Below are 17,148 nucleotides of genomic sequence, written 5' to 3'. Positions count from 1 at the left end.
CCGTTTCAGCGAGAAATAAAAGGATAATGTATAGTGTGAAACCTATACATTCTTATATTTTTAAAAAAGGTATGGCTGGCGGTTACTGCTGCCTGCCATACCTTGGTGGCTTGCTCTTATCCTTCAGTGTGTTCTGAAGGTTCCACCGGTTGTACCGGAGTGACCGGTGCAGCCGGTGCTGGTCTGGTGACGACAGAGGTTATGGGTGCTGCTGTGTGTCTGACAGCATCCTTCTGAGCCGACTTGCCCGAAGTTAATCCTTTGATCAGCGCCTCGACATCAATGCCGGACACGCTCTTCAGCATCTCAGGGGCTGTGGACATCAGTTGGGTTACATAATTACTGACACGCGCAGCTCCTTCACCGTTGCCGGTATCCACCACAGTCAGCTTATCGATAGACGCCAGCGGCTCGGCAATCTTCCCGGCCAGCTCAGGCAGCATTTTGACGATAATATCGAGAACCGCCGCTTCCCCGAATTTCTGGAAGGCTTCTGCCAGCTTCTCCTTGGCTTCCGCTTCGGCAAGACCGCGCAGACGGATAACCTCCGACTCTGCTTTACCTTTGGCCAGCTCTGCATCCGCAATCGCCTGACCTTCCAGACGCTTCTGCTCGGAGGTTGCCTTAGCCTGAGTCTCAATGCTGTACTGCACAGCATCGGCTTCACGCATGCGCTTGGCCTTGTCGGCTTCCGCTGCCTGCTCTACTGCATAACGGTCTGCTTCCGCTTTCTTCTTCACTTCAGCGTCATACTGCTTCTCGCGTACCTGGATTTCCTTGGCCTGGATATCGATTTCGCGTTCCTTGCGCACCAGTTCAACCTTCATCTGCTCTTCCACCACAGTCTGCTTGGCACGCGCCTCCTGAATGTGGTACGCCTGGTCGGCTTCCGCCTTGGCAGTATCCTGATCGCGTTTGAACGCGGCGACCTTGAGCTGGTTCTCCTTCGATGCTTCGGCAATGTTGGTATCACGCAGCAGCTCTGCCTTCTGCCCCTGCTCCTCGGCGTTGGCCTTCTGAATCCGCGCGTCACGGACAGCTTCCGCTTCGGCAATCTCCGCATCCCGCTTCACTGCGGCAATCCGCGGTTTACCGAGTGCTTCCAGGTATCCGTGCTTATCGCGTACATCCTTGATGGTGAACGAGACAATCTGGAGTCCCATCTTCTTAAGGTCGCGGGCGGCAACACCCTGAACCTCCTGGGCGAAACGGTCTCGGTTACGGTAGACCTCTTCTACGGTCATCGTACCGAGGATCGCCCGCAAATGTCCTTCCAGCACTTCCTGCGCTTCACTCTTCAGGGATTCAATCGGCTTGCCCATGAACTGCTCGGCTGCCGTTGCCACATCTTCCGTGGAGCTGCCTACCTTGATGATGGCGACCCCGTCAGCAATGACCGGCACGCCTTGCTCTGTATAGACCTCCGGGGTCGTCACATCGAGCTTATGGGAGAGCAGGGACATGAACTCCGCCTTCTGGAAGACGGGCAGAATGAACGCACCGCCGCCGCGGACGATTTTGATTTTGCGGCCGGAGCCGTCATCCGATATATGATTGTTGCCCAGGAAGGAACCGGTGACGATCATGCCTTCATCCGGGCCAACCGTCTTGTAACGGGCCCAGAAGGCGAGTCCGAGGACAAGCAGTACAGCGATTACTATCGCAGGTATAAATAGGGATTCTGGAATATTTTCTAGCATCATAAGTCCACTCCTTTTCTCTCTTCGAATTCAGACACAAGTGCTACACCCTCACGTACCTCAACTACAACCACCTTAATTCCGGCCGGCAGTGCATGCTGCTCGAAGCTGGCCGCCGTATGCAGGCTGTTGCCTGCACCGAACTTCACCATAATCTCACCGTAGCCTGTGCCTGGGACCGGTACGGTAACCTCACCGATCCTCCCCGGCAGTTCACTCATGGAGAAGCCGTTCGACATTTCGCTGTTCCTCATTGGCTTCACTACCACCAAATGCATCAATACGCCCATGAATGCCGCAACCAGCAGGGACAAGGCAAGAATCATGCCATCTTCCAGTCCGCTGTAGCGGCCCAGCAGCATGCCTGCTCCACCAAATACAGTGATCCCTCCTGCCAATAGGGTAGGATTCAGGAAATCAAAGGATACGATGTCAAAAATCCCGTCCAGTGCACTCCCAATCAGGTCGCCTACCACTACACTGACCACAGCAAAAAGAATGCCCAGCACCAAACAGCCCAAATACAGCGTTTGCATGTTAGTCTCCTCCCGTCATTACTTCCGGACTGTCATACTAGGTTAAACGCAACAAACATGCCCTTGGTTTCACAAAGTTGGAGATTGCTCTCATTAATGTATGCCGGAAGCGGGAAAATTAACAGACAAAAGAAGCCGCCTCCGTAGATGGGAAGCGGCTTGTTATCAAAGGCTCACTGCTTAAGCAAACTTACAAAACTAACTTATAGAGCTAACTTATAAATTTCAACAACGTCCTGACGCTCCAGCTTGCGGAAGTTACCGAACGGGCCGAAGCGGACCGCCTTGTCGGCCATGCTGCCGATTTCGCTGTCGTCGATATTGTAATCACCGAGCGTCTTCGGAGCGCCAATGGAATCCCAGAAGCGGCGGAGCGCTTCAATGCCTTCGAGGCCAATCTGTTCGTCGGTCTTGCCGGCAGGGCCAATGCCGAACACGTTGACCGCCAGCTGGCGGAAGCGGGCAGGATTCGTGCTGAGGTTATATCTCATCCACTGCGGGAAGAGAATCGCCAGGCCGCCGCCGTGGGGAATATCATACACAGCGGATACGGCATGCTCAATGTTGTGCGTAGCCCAGTCACCGGCAAAGCCCATGCTGACCACTCCGTTCAGCGCCATCGTCCCGCAGTACATAATAGTCTCGCGCAGCTCGTAGTTGTTCAGATCCTCAATCAGCTTAGGCGCCGTCTCAATCACGGTGCGAAGCAGGCTCTCCAGGAAGCCGTCCTGCAAAGGCGTATTGCTGTCTGTATGGAAATAATGCTCCAGCGTATGGGACATGATGTCCACCATACCGTACACCGTCTGGTCACGCGGCAGAGAGAAGGTGTTCTCCGGGTCAAGGATCGAGAAGGCCGGATAGGCATGGATGCTGCCCCAGCCCATTTTCTCCTTGGTCACCTCGTTGGTGATCACCGAGCCGTTGTTCATTTCCGAGCCGGTGGCTGCCATTGTCAGCACGGTTCCCAGCGGAAGCGCACCTTGAGGAGCGGCCTTACGTTCTACGAAGTCCCACATATCCCCTTCATATTTCGCCCCGACAGCCACTGCCTTGGCACAATCGAGCACGCTGCCGCCGCCAACGGCAAGAATCAGGTCAATCTGATGCTCATGGCACAACGCTACACCTTTATGTACCGTTGAGAGACGCGGATTCGGTTCCACTCCGGCAAGCTCGGTAACTACGGCACCTACCTCTGCCAGCTCAGCAATGACGTTATCGTACAGGCCGCTGCGTTTAATACTTCCACCGCCGTACATCAGCAGTACGTTCTTACCGTATTTCGGCACCTCGGTACGGAGTGCCTGCAATGTTCCCTGTCCGAAAATAAGCTTGGTAGGGTTATAAAATTCAAACTTGCGCATATGGGTAAACCTCCATGAGTATGTGAATGTGAAGCACTTGTCTATTATAGTCCTCCTGCTTGGCGCATTCAAATTGAGACGAATATCATCATTGCCCCATGAAAAATGCCCCCGCCGGATCCGGCAGGGACAGTAGATTATGCAATCATTAACTTAAGCAAGGTCTCAGTTAAAACCGCTGCTGTTCAGGAACCGGCGGAAGGCCGCCTGCCCTTCCGGCGTGCGTTTGTAGACTCCGGCATGCTCCAGAATGTGAGTGAACTTCGTACCCACCTCATTCTGGATGGTCTTCACCGCTTCTTCGCGGTTCAGAGAAGTACTGAAGCGGCTTACCAGCTCTACAATCCAGGAAGCATGCAACGCCAGCGGATGATCCTTGCCCTCGCTCTGGACAGCTCCGAGAAGCGCAGTGTCGCCCGCGAGTATGCCAGCGATGGCGTCAAGCTCTTCCTTGAGCCGTCCCGGCAGAATCGCCAGACCCATCACCTCAATCAGGCCGATGTTCTCCTTCTTGATATGGTGCATCTCCCGGTGCGGATGGAAGATCCCTTCGGGATATTCTTCATTGGTCCGGTTGTTGCGCAGCACCAGATCCATCTCGTAGCCGCCGTCCTCGGCCCGGCGCACGATAGGGGTAACGGTATTATGCGGCACGCTCTCGCCGTCCTCTTCACTGAACGCCAGTACTTCGGCGGCCGGATCGCTGTAAGTTTTCCAGGATTCGTAGATATGGTTGCCTGCCTCCAGCAGCACTGCCGGATCTTCCGCATGCATCCGCAGCACGGACATCGGCCACTTCACGGTGCTTAAGCTGACACCGGGATACGAGGCATGTGTGAAGGTATCCTCTTTGGGAGCCTTCTGGATAGGGAACGTATGCCGTCCGCCCTGGAAGTGGTCATGCGTCAGAATGGAGCCGCCGACAATCGGCAGATCGGCATTCGAGCCGATGAAATAATGCGGGAAGGCTTCCACGAAGCTAAGCAGACGCTTCAGCGTATCCTTCGTCAGCTTCATCGGCACATGATCATGGTGGAACACGATGCAATGCTCGTTATAGTAGACATAAGGCGAGTACTGGAAGAACCACTTCTCGCTGTTCATCGAGAGCGGGATCACGCGCAGGTTCTGACGCGGCGGGTGATTGACCCGGCCGGCATAGCCGACATTCTCGCGGCAGAGCTGGCACTTCGGATAGACCGGTGGCGGAAGCAGCCGGGCCATGGCGATTTCCTTTGGACTTTTCTCCGGCTTGGAGAGGTTGATCGTCATCTCAATATCCCCGTACGGCGACTCCTGAAGCCAATACACATTCTTCGCTACCCGGTCCATACGGATATAGTTGGAATCAATGCTCAGCTTATAAAAGCGGTCCGTTGCCGCCTGAATGCCCTGTTCCGCCTGGAGCGCGGCGAACTCCGCATTCACCTCGGACGGGCGGGCCATGAGCAGGCCCATAATCTTCGCATCCAGCAGGTCGCGGTACGTATCCGTATTCTCCGGGATCAGCCCGAGACTGAACCCGTAATCAATCAGCTGGTCCAGCGGGCCCTGCGGGCTGTCCAGCGGGGCTTCAGTGAACTCACCGGGATATGGCTCGCTGAAGCCGAACTGGTCCAGGAGTTCATTGCGGCTGTAATCCACATCTGCGGGCTGGATCAGTCCCGTGTGTCCGGCAAACATAACCAGCTGTTCTATTGCATACAGCGCCTTCTCAGCGGCAGCAGCCGTACTATTATCGTTCTGCATTTTATTTCTCCTTCTATGGTGCCTTATGCGGCGCTTTGCATTCTGTGTATTTCAGCTTCGGGCAATAATCAGATCCGCTGCTTACTCCCCATACCCTTGCGGATTAGCGGAGTGCCAGCTCCAGGCGCTCTGAATAATGCCTTCCAGATCGGCATGCTGCGGGTCCCAGCCCAGAACCTTCCGGGCTTTGTCAGAAGAAGCGACGAGCACTGCCGGATCTCCGGCGCGGCGCTCCTGAACCACAACCGGAATGTCCAGGCCGGTAACCTTCTTCGCGGTCTCAATGACCTGCTTCACAGAGAAGCCCAGACCGTTGCCAAGGTTGAAGATATTGCTTGCACTGCCGCTGCGCAGATAAGTGACTGCACGGACATGCGCATCCGCCAGATCGCTGACATGGATGTAGTCGCGCACGCAGGTCCCGTCCTCTGTCGGATAGTCTTCCCCGAACACTGCGATATTCTCGCGCTGCTTCAGTGCAGCCTGGAGCACCAGCGGAATCAGGTGGCTCTCCGGACGGTGGTCTTCGCCGATCTTGCCGCTGGCGTGTGCGCCTGCAGCATTGAAGTAGCGCAGCGCTACGTATTTGATGCCGAGCACTTTGTCGAACCAGGCCATCATGCGTTCCATGGTCAGCTTGGTCTCGCCGTAGACATTCGCAGGCTCGGTGCGGTCAGTCTCTTCGATAGGCACCTTTTCCGGTTCGCCGTAGGTGGCGGCAGTGGAGGAGAAGACGATTTTATCCACACCGGCCTGCTGCATGGCTTCGAGAAGACACTGCGTTCCATAGACATTGTTGTCGTAGTACTTAACCGGGTCCTTCATGCTCTCGCCCACCAGGGAGCTGGCTGCGAAGTGAATCACCGCTTCGATCTCATTCTCGGAGAACAGCTTCGCCAGCAGCGCCTTGTCGCGCAGGTCGCCCTCGTACAGCTTGCCGCCCAGCAGCGCCTCGCGGTGCCCTGTCAGCAGATTGTCAATCACCACAACCTCTTCCCCGCGGTCCAGCAGCTCTGCTACTGTGTGTGAACCGATGTATCCTGCGCCGCCCGTTACCAGAATCGCCATCTTATTTCACTCCTTTCAATTCTTCCACGCCGTTGCCGATGCCGCATACATAGAATTCGCCGGTCAAGCCGGTTCTGTTCTTGTAGGCTTCTCCAACTTCCGTTATGAACCGCTGCACATCATCCTCATGTACCAGTGATACCGTACATCCCCCGAATCCTGCGCCGGTCATCCGTGAGCCCAGTGTGCCCGGAATGCGCTGTGCTTCTTCCACCATCACATCCAGCTCCTCACAGCTGACTTCATAGAGGTCGCGTAGAGAGACATGGGAGTCATTCATGTACAGGCCGAACTGCTTCAGATCATTGTTCTTCAGCACCTCCACCGAGTCAAGCACACGCTGATTCTCCTCTACCACATGGCGGGCCCGGCGCTTTACAGTTTCATCCGTAATTTTGTCCTGCAAAAGCTCGAACTGCTCTGGCTTCACCTCAGCCAGATAGGACAGGGATGGAACCTCCTGCTTCAAAATAGCGAGCGCCTCTTCACATTGGCTGCGGCGCTCATTATACTTCGAGTCCACCAGGCCGCGCTTCTTGTTCGTGTTGCCGATGACCAGCTTATAGCTGCCCGTCACGAAAGGTACGAGGCTGTATTCCAGCGTATCGCACATCAGCAGGATGGCCTGGTCGCGCTTGCCGTTGGCCACAGCGAACTGGTCCATGATCCCGGAGTTCACGCCGACATACTGGTTCTCCGCGCGCTGGGACAAGAGAGCGATCTCCACCGTATCTGTGTCACCGCCAAGCAGCGTCAGGAAGGCGAAGCCGGTCACTACCTCAATCGAAGCGGAAGAGGACAAGCCCGAGCCGTTAGGAATCTCACCATGGAACAAAAGATCGTAGCCCCCGGATACCGGGTGACCCTTCTTAGCCAGCTCCACCATTACGCCGACCGGATAGTCCACCCATTCGCCGGTCTTGGCTGCACCGATGTCACTGAAATCGATGGAAGCTTCATAAGGGAAATTCGTGGATGCGAATTGAACTTTGCCGTCTGTACGCGGGCGCACGATCAGGGTGGTTCCGAAGTCCAGGGCTGCCGGGAAAACATAACCTCCGTTGTAATCCAGATGCTCTCCGATCAGATTCACGCGGCCCGGTGCGTAGAATACCCGCGCGGCTTCCCCGCTCTCCCCGTACTTCTTGATAAATGTACTGTTAAGTTCCTGTATGCTCATTATTGACACTCCATCCTTTCGCTGCTTGTGCTGGGACTGTGGATTATAGCTTGCGTCCTTTATGCTTACATTATAATAAAATCAGACTTGCCCTGATAATGCAATCATGTGTGCAATATATGGACAAATGTGACTTTCGTCTCTGAAGAGACTATACTCGGTAAGAAGAAAAGTGAACGGGCGCTCCCTATACACTTAGCTATGGAAGCGTTCTGATCCAGAAAGGCGGCTTGCAGTGCAACATACCTATTCAGTAGGATCAAATCCTGTATATTACGATAAGCAGCTGCTGCATGTACTCTTTGCAGGAGAGAGCCAGACGCTCCCGCTGCATCAGGCAGGCCCCAAGATCTACGATTACTATCTGCTCCATTATATTGAATCAGGCTCCGGGGTCTTCCGGACAGAGGAGCATACGTACGAGCTGGGAGCCGGAGACTGCTTCCTGATCCATCCGGGCCAGCTGGTCAGCTACATCTCTGATCAGCAGGAGCCCTGGCGCTACCGCTGGGCTGCCTTCACCGGTACTGATGCCGGTCAGCTTGCGCAGCAGGCAGGCTTCGCGCCGCTCGCCCCGGTACTGTCTACCGCAGGCGGCAGTGTCATTCCCGGAGCGCTTGCCGGGATGATGTCCGCCTTCTATGCCAATAAGGAGAGCGCCGCCCTGACCTCTCTGGGGTATCTGTACCTCATCGCAGGGGAGGCAGCGGAGCTGCTGGTCTCCTCCTCCCGGCTGCCGGGTGCGGAATCACAGATCAAGCGGACGGTGAAGCAGATGATTCACTACATGGCTTCTCAGTATGCCCATCCGGTCTCAATTGAACAGATGTGCGGCAGTCTGGGGTATAACCGTGCTTATCTCTCCCGCATCTTCAAGCAGGAGACCGGGCTCTCTCCGGTCACTTACCTGCTCAAGCTGCGGGTGGAGAAGTCACGCCAGCTGCTGCGTGAACGCCCTGAGCTGTCCGTGGAGCAGGTAGCAGCATCAGTCGGACTGACCGATGCCCTGTATTTCTCCCGGCAGTTCAAGCGCTTTTACCGCCAGTCCCCCACCGCTTACCGCCAAGCTACAGTGAACCCTGGGGAGAAATAGCCCTATCACCTAGAGCAACAGCCCGTCTCCTGAACAGGAAGCGGGCTGCTTGCGTTGTTATTTATGGAAGCTGGACCTTAAGGCAACTTTTAGGCTGAGTACCTTAGCCTTCACTCTTCTGTCTTAAGGATCGTTTCGATCCGGTCCAGCTCTTCCTGCGTGAAGTCACTATGGGACAGCGCGGCTATATTCTCCTCGATCTGGCTGACCCGGCTGGCGCCGATCAATGCCGAGGTGATCCGGCCGCCGCGCAGCGTCCAGAGCAGGGCGAACTGGGCCAGACTCTGGCCGCGCGCTACCGCCATCTGGTTCAGCGCGTGGATTCTGCGCAGCACCTCCGGCGTAATCCGGCTCTCATTCAGCGCAGCCGAAGGTCCGGCTGCCCGGGAATCTCCAGGAATGCCGTTCAGATATTTATTCGTCAGCAGACCCTGAGCCAGCGGCGTGAAGGCAATACTGCCTACCCCATGCTCCTCCAGCACCTCCTGAAGCCCGCCTTCAATCCAGCGGTCCAGCATGGAATACCTCGGCTGGTGAATCAGCAGCGGAGTGCCCAGGTCTTTCAGAATCGCAATAGCCTGCCGGGTCTGCTCCGCCGAATAGTTCGATAAGCCAATGTACAGCGCCTTGCCTGAGCGGACAGCATGATCCAGCGCTCCCATCGTTTCCTCCATAGGTGTCTCCGGGTCCGGGCGGTGGGAGTAGAAGATATCCACATAATCCAGTCCCAGCCGCTTCAGGCTCTGGTCCAAACTGGATAGGATATATTTACGTGACCCCCAGTCCCCATAAGGGCCGGGCCACATCGTATATCCCGCCTTGGTCGAGATTACCAGCTCGTCGCGGTACGGCGCGAGATCCCGGGCCAGCACCTTGCCGAACAGCTCTTCCGCCGATCCGGCCGGAGGCCCGTAGTTATTCGCCAGGTCAAAGTGGGTAATCCCGAGATCAAAAGCGCGGGTAATCATCTCACGGCCGTTCTCATAAGCATCAATGCCGCCAAAATTATGCCACAGGCCGAGTGAGATGGCCGGAAGCTTGAGGCCGGACCTGCCGGTGCGGTTGTAACGCATCCCTTCATACCGTTCATCACTAGCCACATATACCATGTTAATCCCTGCCTCTCGTTTCTCTTTTGTGAATACCCTTCTTTAAACTCACGGCTTCTTAAGTAATCTGGTTCTACAAAAAAAGACCGGGCGTTAGCCCAGCAGTCTCTGCACTCTGCCCAGCACCTCTCCGATCCGCTCTGTAATAATCAGATCTGCCTGATCGTCATACGGGGTAGGCTCGCCGTTAAGCAGTACAGTATGCTGCCCCCTGAAGTAAGTGACCAGACTTGCAGCAGGCTGAACGGTAAGCGAGGTACCGCCGATGATCAGCAGATCCGCCGCTGTAATGGCATCCACGGCTTCAACCAGCACTTCATGATCTAGCGCTTCCTCATAGAGCACCACATCCGGCTTGATGATGCCCCCGCAGTCCTCGCAGCGCGGCACAGAGCCTTCCTGCGCCAGCCATTCCTCCAGACCGTAGTAGCGCTGGCACCCCATGCAGTGATTGCGGTGGATAGAGCCGTGCAGCTCCAGAACCCGGCGGCTGCCGGCAATCTGATGAAGGCCGTCGATATTTTGCGTAATGACCGCCTTCAGCCTACCGCTCTCCTCCAGCTCTGCAAGCAGACTGTGGGCCCCGTTCGGCTTCGCTCCGGGATGAATCATCTTGCTGCGGTAGAAATCAAAAAAAATGTCCGGTGAGGACATAAAAAAGCTGCGGCTGAGCATCACCTCAGGCGGATAGGGAGAGTTGTGCTGCGTCTGGTACAGACCGGCTGCCGAACGGAAATCCGGGATGCCGCTCTCCGTCGATGTTCCGGCACCGCCGAAAAAGACGATATTATTACTTTTTTGAATCCAGGAAGTCAGTTGCTGTAATTGTTCCATGATCTACACCTGTCCTCTCAGTACCTATTCGTCATGCATTCAGACCGTTAAGCGGAGTGCCGGGTAGCCGGATACGACCATATCCGCATCCAGCAGATGGTTTGCCCTTCCGTCCGGTGAGATTCCGACCGCCAGCCGCAGTCCCGCCCCCCGGCCCAGCTGCATATCCGCATTGCTGTCACCGATAATAACCGCCTCTTCGGGCAGCAGCCCAAGCTCCTGGCAGGCCTTCTCAGCCATCTCCGGTGCAGGCTTGCCGTACTTAACCCGGTCGCGAGTAACCACCGCCCCGAAGTATTCCGAGATGCCAAGCCATTCCAGATGCTCGCGGGTGGTGGACAGATTGTCAGAGGTTACAACGCCAAGCTTCAGGGAAGCGGCGGCACACTGCTCCAGGAATGGTATTAATCCCGGCATGGGCACAGCCGTACGGCGGCGGCGCAGCTCATTCATGGCCTCCTTGGAGATGGCATTCACGCGCGTCACCGCTTCATTCCAGGGGACGCCCGCTGTATAGAGCTGCCAGGCCAGAATCCCGGTGGATTCCTCAGCCGTTGCCATGGACAGCGGACCTGCGGGATCATAACCGGTAATTCGTCCGGAAGCATCATGTGTCGTCCCCAGCACCGGGGCCAGATCAGCTCCCGTTACAGGTCTGCTGCCAATTAGAGTCAGCTGGCTGCCCAGCCCCTCAAGCACCAGCTCAGCCCAGCTGCCCCAGGTAGCCAGGAGATCAAGCAGCGTGCCGTCCTTATCGAACAGGATGCCGCTTACGGGAACGGAGAGTTCGTTGATGTGCAATACAGGCATTCCAGCGCTCCTTCCGCATACGTTACATTACTTCGGTATTCGTTAGTTCATTTGCTCTGGCGCAGATTCCCCAGCCAGTCCAGCATCGCCCGGACGGTCCGTGTCTGCTGTTCTTCTTCGGTAATCGCAGCGGTCCCGTCACCCTTTTGCGCCCCGTAGCTGCCGAATTGGGCATGGTTACCGCCTTCAACCGACACATATACGGTATTGCCCGGCAGATAGGAACGCCCTTTGTTATAGCTCTTCTGGTCTACGACTTTATCCTGCGTGCCCAGCACAGACAAGACGGACAGCGTGGTGTCCTTCAGGCTGCCTTTCTCATCGGGATACGAGGCCAGAAAAAAAACGCCTTCCAGCTGGCCGGCATGATCCGCAGCAAAGCGTGAAGCCATTACGCCGCCCAGCGAATGTCCGCCCAGGACGAATGACTGCTTCGGATGCACGCGGATAATCTCTTCGGCGGCATCGCCTTTGATTACAGCCAGATTAAGCGGCATTCTGGCAATGTAGAACGGGTGACCGGCAGCGGCAACTTTACGGGCCAGCGGCGCATATGCTTCCGCCTTGACCAGTGCTCCCGGATAAAAGATCACAGCGGTGCCTAGCACCACTGAGGGGTCGAACGAGATCCAGTTGTCATTCTCTTCAACAGTGACTCCCCCGGCAGAGATCAGGGCGGTTTCAGCCCGTGCCTCCGGCTTATACGGGGTCAGATACCTCCATATAAACACCCCCGCCACCAGTAGAACCAACACCACTCCAATAAGCACACGGCGTCTGATTATATTCTTTTTCATTAGTGTTCACTCCCGGTTACTGCATACTGAAAATTATAAGGGAATCGGTGAATTCAAACAACCTTCAAGACTTCGCCACATCTGGCCCCAGACATTTCCAATGATAGGCTTGCTATTGTGATGTATTTCACAATTTATTGTCCGGAAATCATGTATTTTAAAATTAAAGTATCAATCCCCTGTAAACCTAATTTCATTGGAGGTTACGTCATGACCCGGGAAAGCCCGCTTGACACGCGCGGAGAGACTTTTTTTCTTAACCTGCGCTTCATGCTCATTGTAACTGTCTTTGTGGCCAATGCGATCGAACCCCTGATTCAAGAAATGAGCGGACTTCACACGCTTTACCAGTGGATCTTCAGTTTTCATATGCCGCTGTTTGTACTGGTGACCGGATACTTTGCCCGTTCAAGCTTACATGGAGCGCCTGGACGCAAGGTACTCCTGCAGATTGCCCTGCAATATGTTATTTTTCAGAGCCTCTACTCCCTACTTGACGCCTCCCTGTTTCATGTCAATAATATACAGCATTCCTTCTTTGCTCCTTATCTGCTGCTCTGGTTCCTGGCCAGCCACATCTGCTGGCGCCTGCTGATGCTGGGCATGAGCCGCTGGACCCGCAGCGCCCAACTGGCCTTCGCTGTTACGGCAGGAATGGCCGTAGGTTATCTGCAACTGGACGGGATCTGGTTCAGCATCAGCCGCACCTTTGTCTATTTGCCCTTTTTTGTGATCGGGTACCATTTCTCCTTCGGAGCTTTTGTGAAGCTGTATCAGCGGTATGTCAAAAGCATTGCCGCCGCCGCTTCGCTCCTGCTGCTCCTTGCTGTCGGCCTGTTTGGCAGTGATCTCCCCATCGGCTGGCTATACGGCAGTATGACTTATATGCAGCTTGGCGCCCATGAATGGTATGCGGGTCTGTTCCGGCTGGCGGTCTATGGCCTGCAATTCATCGCCTCCCTGTCATTTCTGGGCCTGGTGCCTTACGGGTTAAGCCGCATGACCGGTCTGGGACGCCGGACCCTCTATGTTTTTCTGCTGCATGGCTTTGTGGTCCGCACGGCGGTGATTTCCGGCCTGTATGCCTATATCGGCAACTCCGCCGGAGCAGCCCTGCTGCTCGCCGGTGCAGTAGGATGCACGGTGCTGCTCGCCCAGCCTGCGGTCAGACGTCTGCTGAATCCGCTCGTGGAGCCGCCCATAGACTGGATGATCTCCCTGCAGCGTGCCGCCATCCGGCGCTCTCTATAGAAAGAAGCTGCCACGTTATATCAATTTGCCGAAGTCTATCCTTTACGGGATAGGCTTCTTTGTGTATATTAGCCCAGACTTTACATGCGTGACCCGCCGACAAACTTCACATTGTCCGGTAGAAAAAACAGGCTTTTTGTGATAGACTCTCTATTAACGTTCGTAACCAATCACCGCAGGGTACGTATATTTCGGGATTGCAATGCGTTAATGCGGCACTATATTCGCTTCACCAATACTGTTAGGGGGAAAAAGTCATCATGGCAAACAAGAAAATGCGATCAGATATGATCAAAAAAGGCTTCGACCGCGCTCCTCACCGCAGCCTTCTGCGGGCAGCAGGCGTTAAAGAAGAGGATTTCGGCAAACCGTTCATCGCGGTCTGCAATTCCTATATCGATATTGTTCCTGGTCATGTGCATCTGCAGGAATTCGGCAAAATCGTGAAGGAAGCCATCCGTGAAGCCGGCGGGGTTCCGTTTGAATTCAATACTATCGGCGTAGATGACGGTATCGCCATGGGTCATATCGGTATGCGTTATTCGCTGCCAAGCCGCGAGATCATTGCCGACTCTCTGGAAACGGTAGTATCCGCGCACTGGTTCGACGGCATGGTGTGCATTCCCAACTGTGATAAAATCACCCCGGGCATGATGATGGGCGCACTGCGCGTCAACATCCCGACAATCTTCGTCAGCGGCGGGCCGATGAAGGCCGGAGTAGACAGCAAAGGCAAGAAACTCTCCCTGACCTCTGTATTCGAAGGCGTTGGCGCGCATCAGGTCGGCAAGATCAACGATGCTGAGCTGCTCGAACTCGAACAATACGGCTGTCCTACCTGCGGATCATGCTCCGGTATGTTCACCGCGAACTCCATGAACTGTCTGGCCGAAGCTATGGGCCTTGCGCTTCCGGGCAACGGCACCATCCTGGCCGTAGCCGAAGAACGCAGAGACTTCGTCCGCAAATCAGCAACCCAGCTCATGGAGCTGATCAAGCTGGACCTGAAGCCGCGTGATATCGTAACCCAGGAATCGCTGGACAATGCCTTCGCGCTGGATATGGCGATGGGCGGCTCGACCAATACCGTGCTGCATACTCTGGCATTGGCTCAGGAAGCCGAAATCGATTATCCGTTGGAACGCATCAACGAAGTAGCTAACCGGGTTCCTTACCTGGCCAAGCTGGCTCCGGCTTCCGATATCTTCATCGAGGATGTGGACCGGGCAGGCGGCGTAAGCGCCGTGCTGAACGAATTACTGAAGAAGCCGGGCGCGATCTTCGGCGATTGTATGACGGTTACCGGCAAGACATTGGCCGAGAATGTAACCGGGCATGAGATCCAGGATACATCTGTTATTCATACCATCGATAACCCTTATTCCCAAGTTGGCGGACTGGCCGTACTCTACGGCAACCTGGCTCCGGAAGGCTCCATCATCAAGGTGGGTGCGGTGGATGCTTCCGTTGGCGGCTATCACAAAGGACCTGCCATCTGCTTCGACTCCCAGGAGGAAGCACTGGAAGGTATCGCGAACGGCAAGGTCAAAGAAGGCCATGTAGTCGTTATCCGTTATGAAGGTCCGAAGGGCGGACCGGGCATGCCGGAAATGCTGGCTCCGACTTCGCAGATCGTCGGCATGGGTCTGGGTGCCAAGGTCGGCCTGATCACGGACGGACGGTTCTCCGGTGCCTCCCGCGGGATTAGCATCGGTCACATCTCGCCGGAAGCGGCTGAGGGCGGTCCGATCGCTTTTGTAGAGAATGGCGATATCATCGAACTGGACCTCAATAACCGTAAGATCGAGCTGCTGGTTGACGAGGAAGTGCTGGCGGTCCGCCGCCAGGGCTGGAAAGAATTCGAGCCGAAGGTGAAGACTGGTTATCTGGCCCGTTACTCCAAGCTGGTTACCAATGCAAGTAAAGGCGGCGTGCTGAAGATCTAATCGTCAGCGACAGCCTGAGCCTGAGCAAATGTAATGAGGATAAGAGCAGTTCCAACCGCATATGCGGCCGGGGCTGCTCTTTTTTGTTGCACGAACTGCAGCTTTGAGCTCGAAATATCCACTGATCCGGATGAATTGTTGCATAATGTGCAGGAACAAAAAAACGCCGGCCTGATAGGCCAGCGGAGGATCAATAATATAAGTGCTGTGAACACTGCTTCGTCTTCAATGAACCACCGTTGCTCCAGGCAGTTCAGCTTCAAGCGTGAGTCCCTCTTCGTGTACCCGCTCCACCGGCTTCTGCGGCCGCCGCTGGTTCATCTGGTTCAGCAGCTGCGACACGGGCATCAGCATCATCTTGGGCACCAGCACCTCGCTGCGTACCTTGAGCCTTGCCCCGCCTGAGGGGTGAATGACGCTCAGCAGAACACTGAGATAGAATTTGGTCGAGCGGGCGAACAGACCGCTGGGCAGGTCCACCACCATGAAGCCGAATTTCTCCGGCCCGCGGTTAATCATGCTCACACCGTAGAGCGCCTTCGCTTCGGCCAGCTCGATATCACCGGCAATATGCACGGCGAGCAGCGGCAGATCCTTCTCCATCCGGCGGATCATGCGGATCGCCAGCTGAGCCGGAGAACGGGAATGCACCCCCAGCTCGAACAGCTGCCTGTTGTCGATGTGCAGCTCAATGACCTTATCGCCTTTGCTCAAGGTCTCGCCGTTGTCCATCAGTACCGTATTGCCCTGATACTTGCGCAGACGGTAATGCAGGAACGGATCTGCCGGCGTGATCGTTTTGAGCTGGAACATTAGCTGGAACAGCTTCTCCCACGCCAGCCACAATCCGACAAGCAGCCGCTTGCCGAAAGACAAATGCGTGATCGGGGAGCGCTGCACCGCCTTGATCATCTCGTCAATCCGGACGCTGCGCAGTCCGCGCCGCTCAGCTTCGGCGAGCATCCGTTCCAGTGCAATCAGCATATGCTCCGGCGCATTCGGATCGGCGCCGATCGTCGTCCCGCAGTCATGCAGCAGAAGCACCTCACCCGGACCGAGCTTCGCAATGAGCTTCTCGGTCAGCTTTTCCGCTCCAAGCTTCTCCTTCCAGTCGCCGAACATTGCCGACCACAGCACAATCTGCACCTGACGGCGCTTGGAGAAGTCGAACAGGTTCACGATCCCCCAGGGAGGCCGGTAATAGGTACTGCGCTCGCCGGTAATGGAGAAGATGATCTCGTCCGTCCGGTCAATCTGCTTCCTCACCGTAGCGGGACGCATCAGCCAGTTCGTCTTGTGCACATAATTATGAATTCCGATCAAATGCCCTTCGTCATGCATTCGCTTGATGATCTCGGGATGTCTCTCCGCGTGGGAACCAACGACAAAGAAGGTCGCCTTCGCATCGTAGCGTTTAAGCAGATCCAGCAGCAGCGGTGTATAATGCGGGTCAGGCCCGTCATCGAAGGTCAGGCCGTAATCCGTACGCCCGATCCCTCTTCGGAAGACACGATAACCAAATAAACGGCTGATCATACCAGGAATAAAAGCATAAAAAGTAGAGATATAAAAAAGCCAGAGCAGCAAAGTCTGCATATACAATCACCGCTTTTCCAGAGTTGACTTTGGCTCGCCTTACGTCTTTTAGGAGATAGATGTGATACGGCCAAGTAGAGTAAGTAGAAGCGACAGCTTTAAAAAACATCAC

Annotated in this window: 14 protein-coding genes; 3 read left to right on the top strand and 11 right to left on the bottom strand. The window is 55.4% G+C overall.

Annotated features, from left to right (window positions below; genetic code table 11):
• Window positions 1-116 precede the first annotated feature (116 nt).
• From NSS83_RS28545 to NSS83_RS28520, 6 genes are all read right to left on the bottom strand, one after another.
• Window positions 117-1,700 (bottom strand): flotillin family protein, encoded by a 1,584-nt coding sequence (locus NSS83_RS28545; protein ID WP_341188114.1) that lies wholly within the window; start codon window positions 1,698-1,700, stop codon window positions 117-119.
• On the bottom strand, window positions 1,700-2,236 hold the full coding sequence (locus NSS83_RS28540) for a protease (protein WP_341187726.1): 537 nt from the start codon (window positions 2,234-2,236) through the stop codon (window positions 1,700-1,702). Before NSS83_RS28540 ends, NSS83_RS28545 begins: the two co-directional genes overlap by 1 nt.
• A gap of 203 nt (window positions 2,237-2,439) precedes the next feature.
• The gene (locus NSS83_RS28535) at window positions 2,440-3,603 is read right to left on the bottom strand and encodes an iron-containing alcohol dehydrogenase (RefSeq protein ID WP_341187725.1); all 1,164 of its coding nucleotides are present in this window, start codon (window positions 3,601-3,603) and stop codon (window positions 2,440-2,442) included.
• A gap of 165 nt (window positions 3,604-3,768) precedes the next feature.
• On the bottom strand, window positions 3,769-5,352 hold the full coding sequence (locus NSS83_RS28530; RefSeq protein WP_341187724.1) for a UDP-glucose--hexose-1-phosphate uridylyltransferase: 1,584 nt from the start codon (window positions 5,350-5,352) through the stop codon (window positions 3,769-3,771).
• A gap of 81 nt (window positions 5,353-5,433) precedes the next feature.
• A complete protein-coding gene (gene galE / locus NSS83_RS28525; RefSeq protein ID WP_341187723.1) occupies window positions 5,434-6,420 on the bottom strand; it encodes a UDP-glucose 4-epimerase GalE in 987 nt (328 codons plus the stop codon).
• Between the two features lies 1 nt (window position 6,421).
• Window positions 6,422-7,600 carry a galactokinase gene (locus NSS83_RS28520; protein WP_036696660.1) on the bottom strand — a complete coding sequence of 393 codons (1,179 nt, stop codon included), beginning with the start codon at window positions 7,598-7,600 and terminating at the stop codon, window positions 6,422-6,424.
• Between the two features lie 235 nt (window positions 7,601-7,835).
• On the opposite strand from NSS83_RS28520, the gene NSS83_RS28515 reads away from it, so the two are divergent.
• On the top strand, window positions 7,836-8,693 hold the full coding sequence (locus NSS83_RS28515) for an AraC family transcriptional regulator (RefSeq protein WP_341187722.1): 858 nt from the start codon (window positions 7,836-7,838) through the stop codon (window positions 8,691-8,693).
• 110 nt (window positions 8,694-8,803) lie between these two features.
• On the opposite strand, the gene mgrA is transcribed toward NSS83_RS28515, so the two are convergent.
• From mgrA to NSS83_RS28495, 4 genes are all read right to left on the bottom strand, one after another.
• Window positions 8,804-9,802, bottom strand: a complete 999-nt coding sequence (gene mgrA, locus NSS83_RS28510; RefSeq protein WP_341346970.1) for an L-glyceraldehyde 3-phosphate reductase — start codon at window positions 9,800-9,802, stop codon at window positions 8,804-8,806.
• Between the two features lie 93 nt (window positions 9,803-9,895).
• Window positions 9,896-10,636, bottom strand: coding sequence for an NAD-dependent protein deacylase (locus NSS83_RS28505; protein WP_341187720.1), 741 nt, complete (start codon window positions 10,634-10,636; stop codon window positions 9,896-9,898).
• Window positions 10,637-10,675: 39 nt separating this feature from the next.
• Window positions 10,676-11,446 (bottom strand): HAD family hydrolase, encoded by a 771-nt coding sequence (locus tag NSS83_RS28500; RefSeq protein ID WP_341187719.1) that lies wholly within the window; start codon window positions 11,444-11,446, stop codon window positions 10,676-10,678.
• A gap of 47 nt (window positions 11,447-11,493) precedes the next feature.
• A complete protein-coding gene (locus NSS83_RS28495) occupies window positions 11,494-12,243 on the bottom strand; it encodes an alpha/beta hydrolase (protein WP_341187718.1) in 750 nt (249 codons plus the stop codon).
• A gap of 210 nt (window positions 12,244-12,453) precedes the next feature.
• Between NSS83_RS28495 and NSS83_RS28490 the strand changes: the two genes are divergently transcribed.
• Entirely contained in the window at window positions 12,454-13,494 is a 1,041-nt protein-coding gene (locus NSS83_RS28490; RefSeq protein ID WP_341187717.1) for a fucose 4-O-acetylase, read from the top strand.
• A gap of 260 nt (window positions 13,495-13,754) precedes the next feature.
• Entirely contained in the window at window positions 13,755-15,440 is a 1,686-nt protein-coding gene (gene ilvD / locus NSS83_RS28485) for a dihydroxy-acid dehydratase (protein ID WP_341149017.1), read from the top strand.
• Between the two features lie 225 nt (window positions 15,441-15,665).
• Here ilvD and NSS83_RS28480 read toward each other — a convergent pair whose 3' ends face one another.
• Entirely contained in the window at window positions 15,666-17,036 is a 1,371-nt protein-coding gene (locus NSS83_RS28480) for a polysaccharide deacetylase family protein (protein ID WP_341187716.1), read from the bottom strand.
• Window positions 17,037-17,148: the final 112 nt, after the last annotated feature.

Source organism: Paenibacillus sp. FSL H3-0469, assembly GCF_038051945.1.
Lineage (GTDB): Bacteria > Bacillota > Bacilli > Paenibacillales > Paenibacillaceae > Paenibacillus_AQ.
This window is presented reverse-complemented; position numbering and strand designations above follow the sequence as displayed.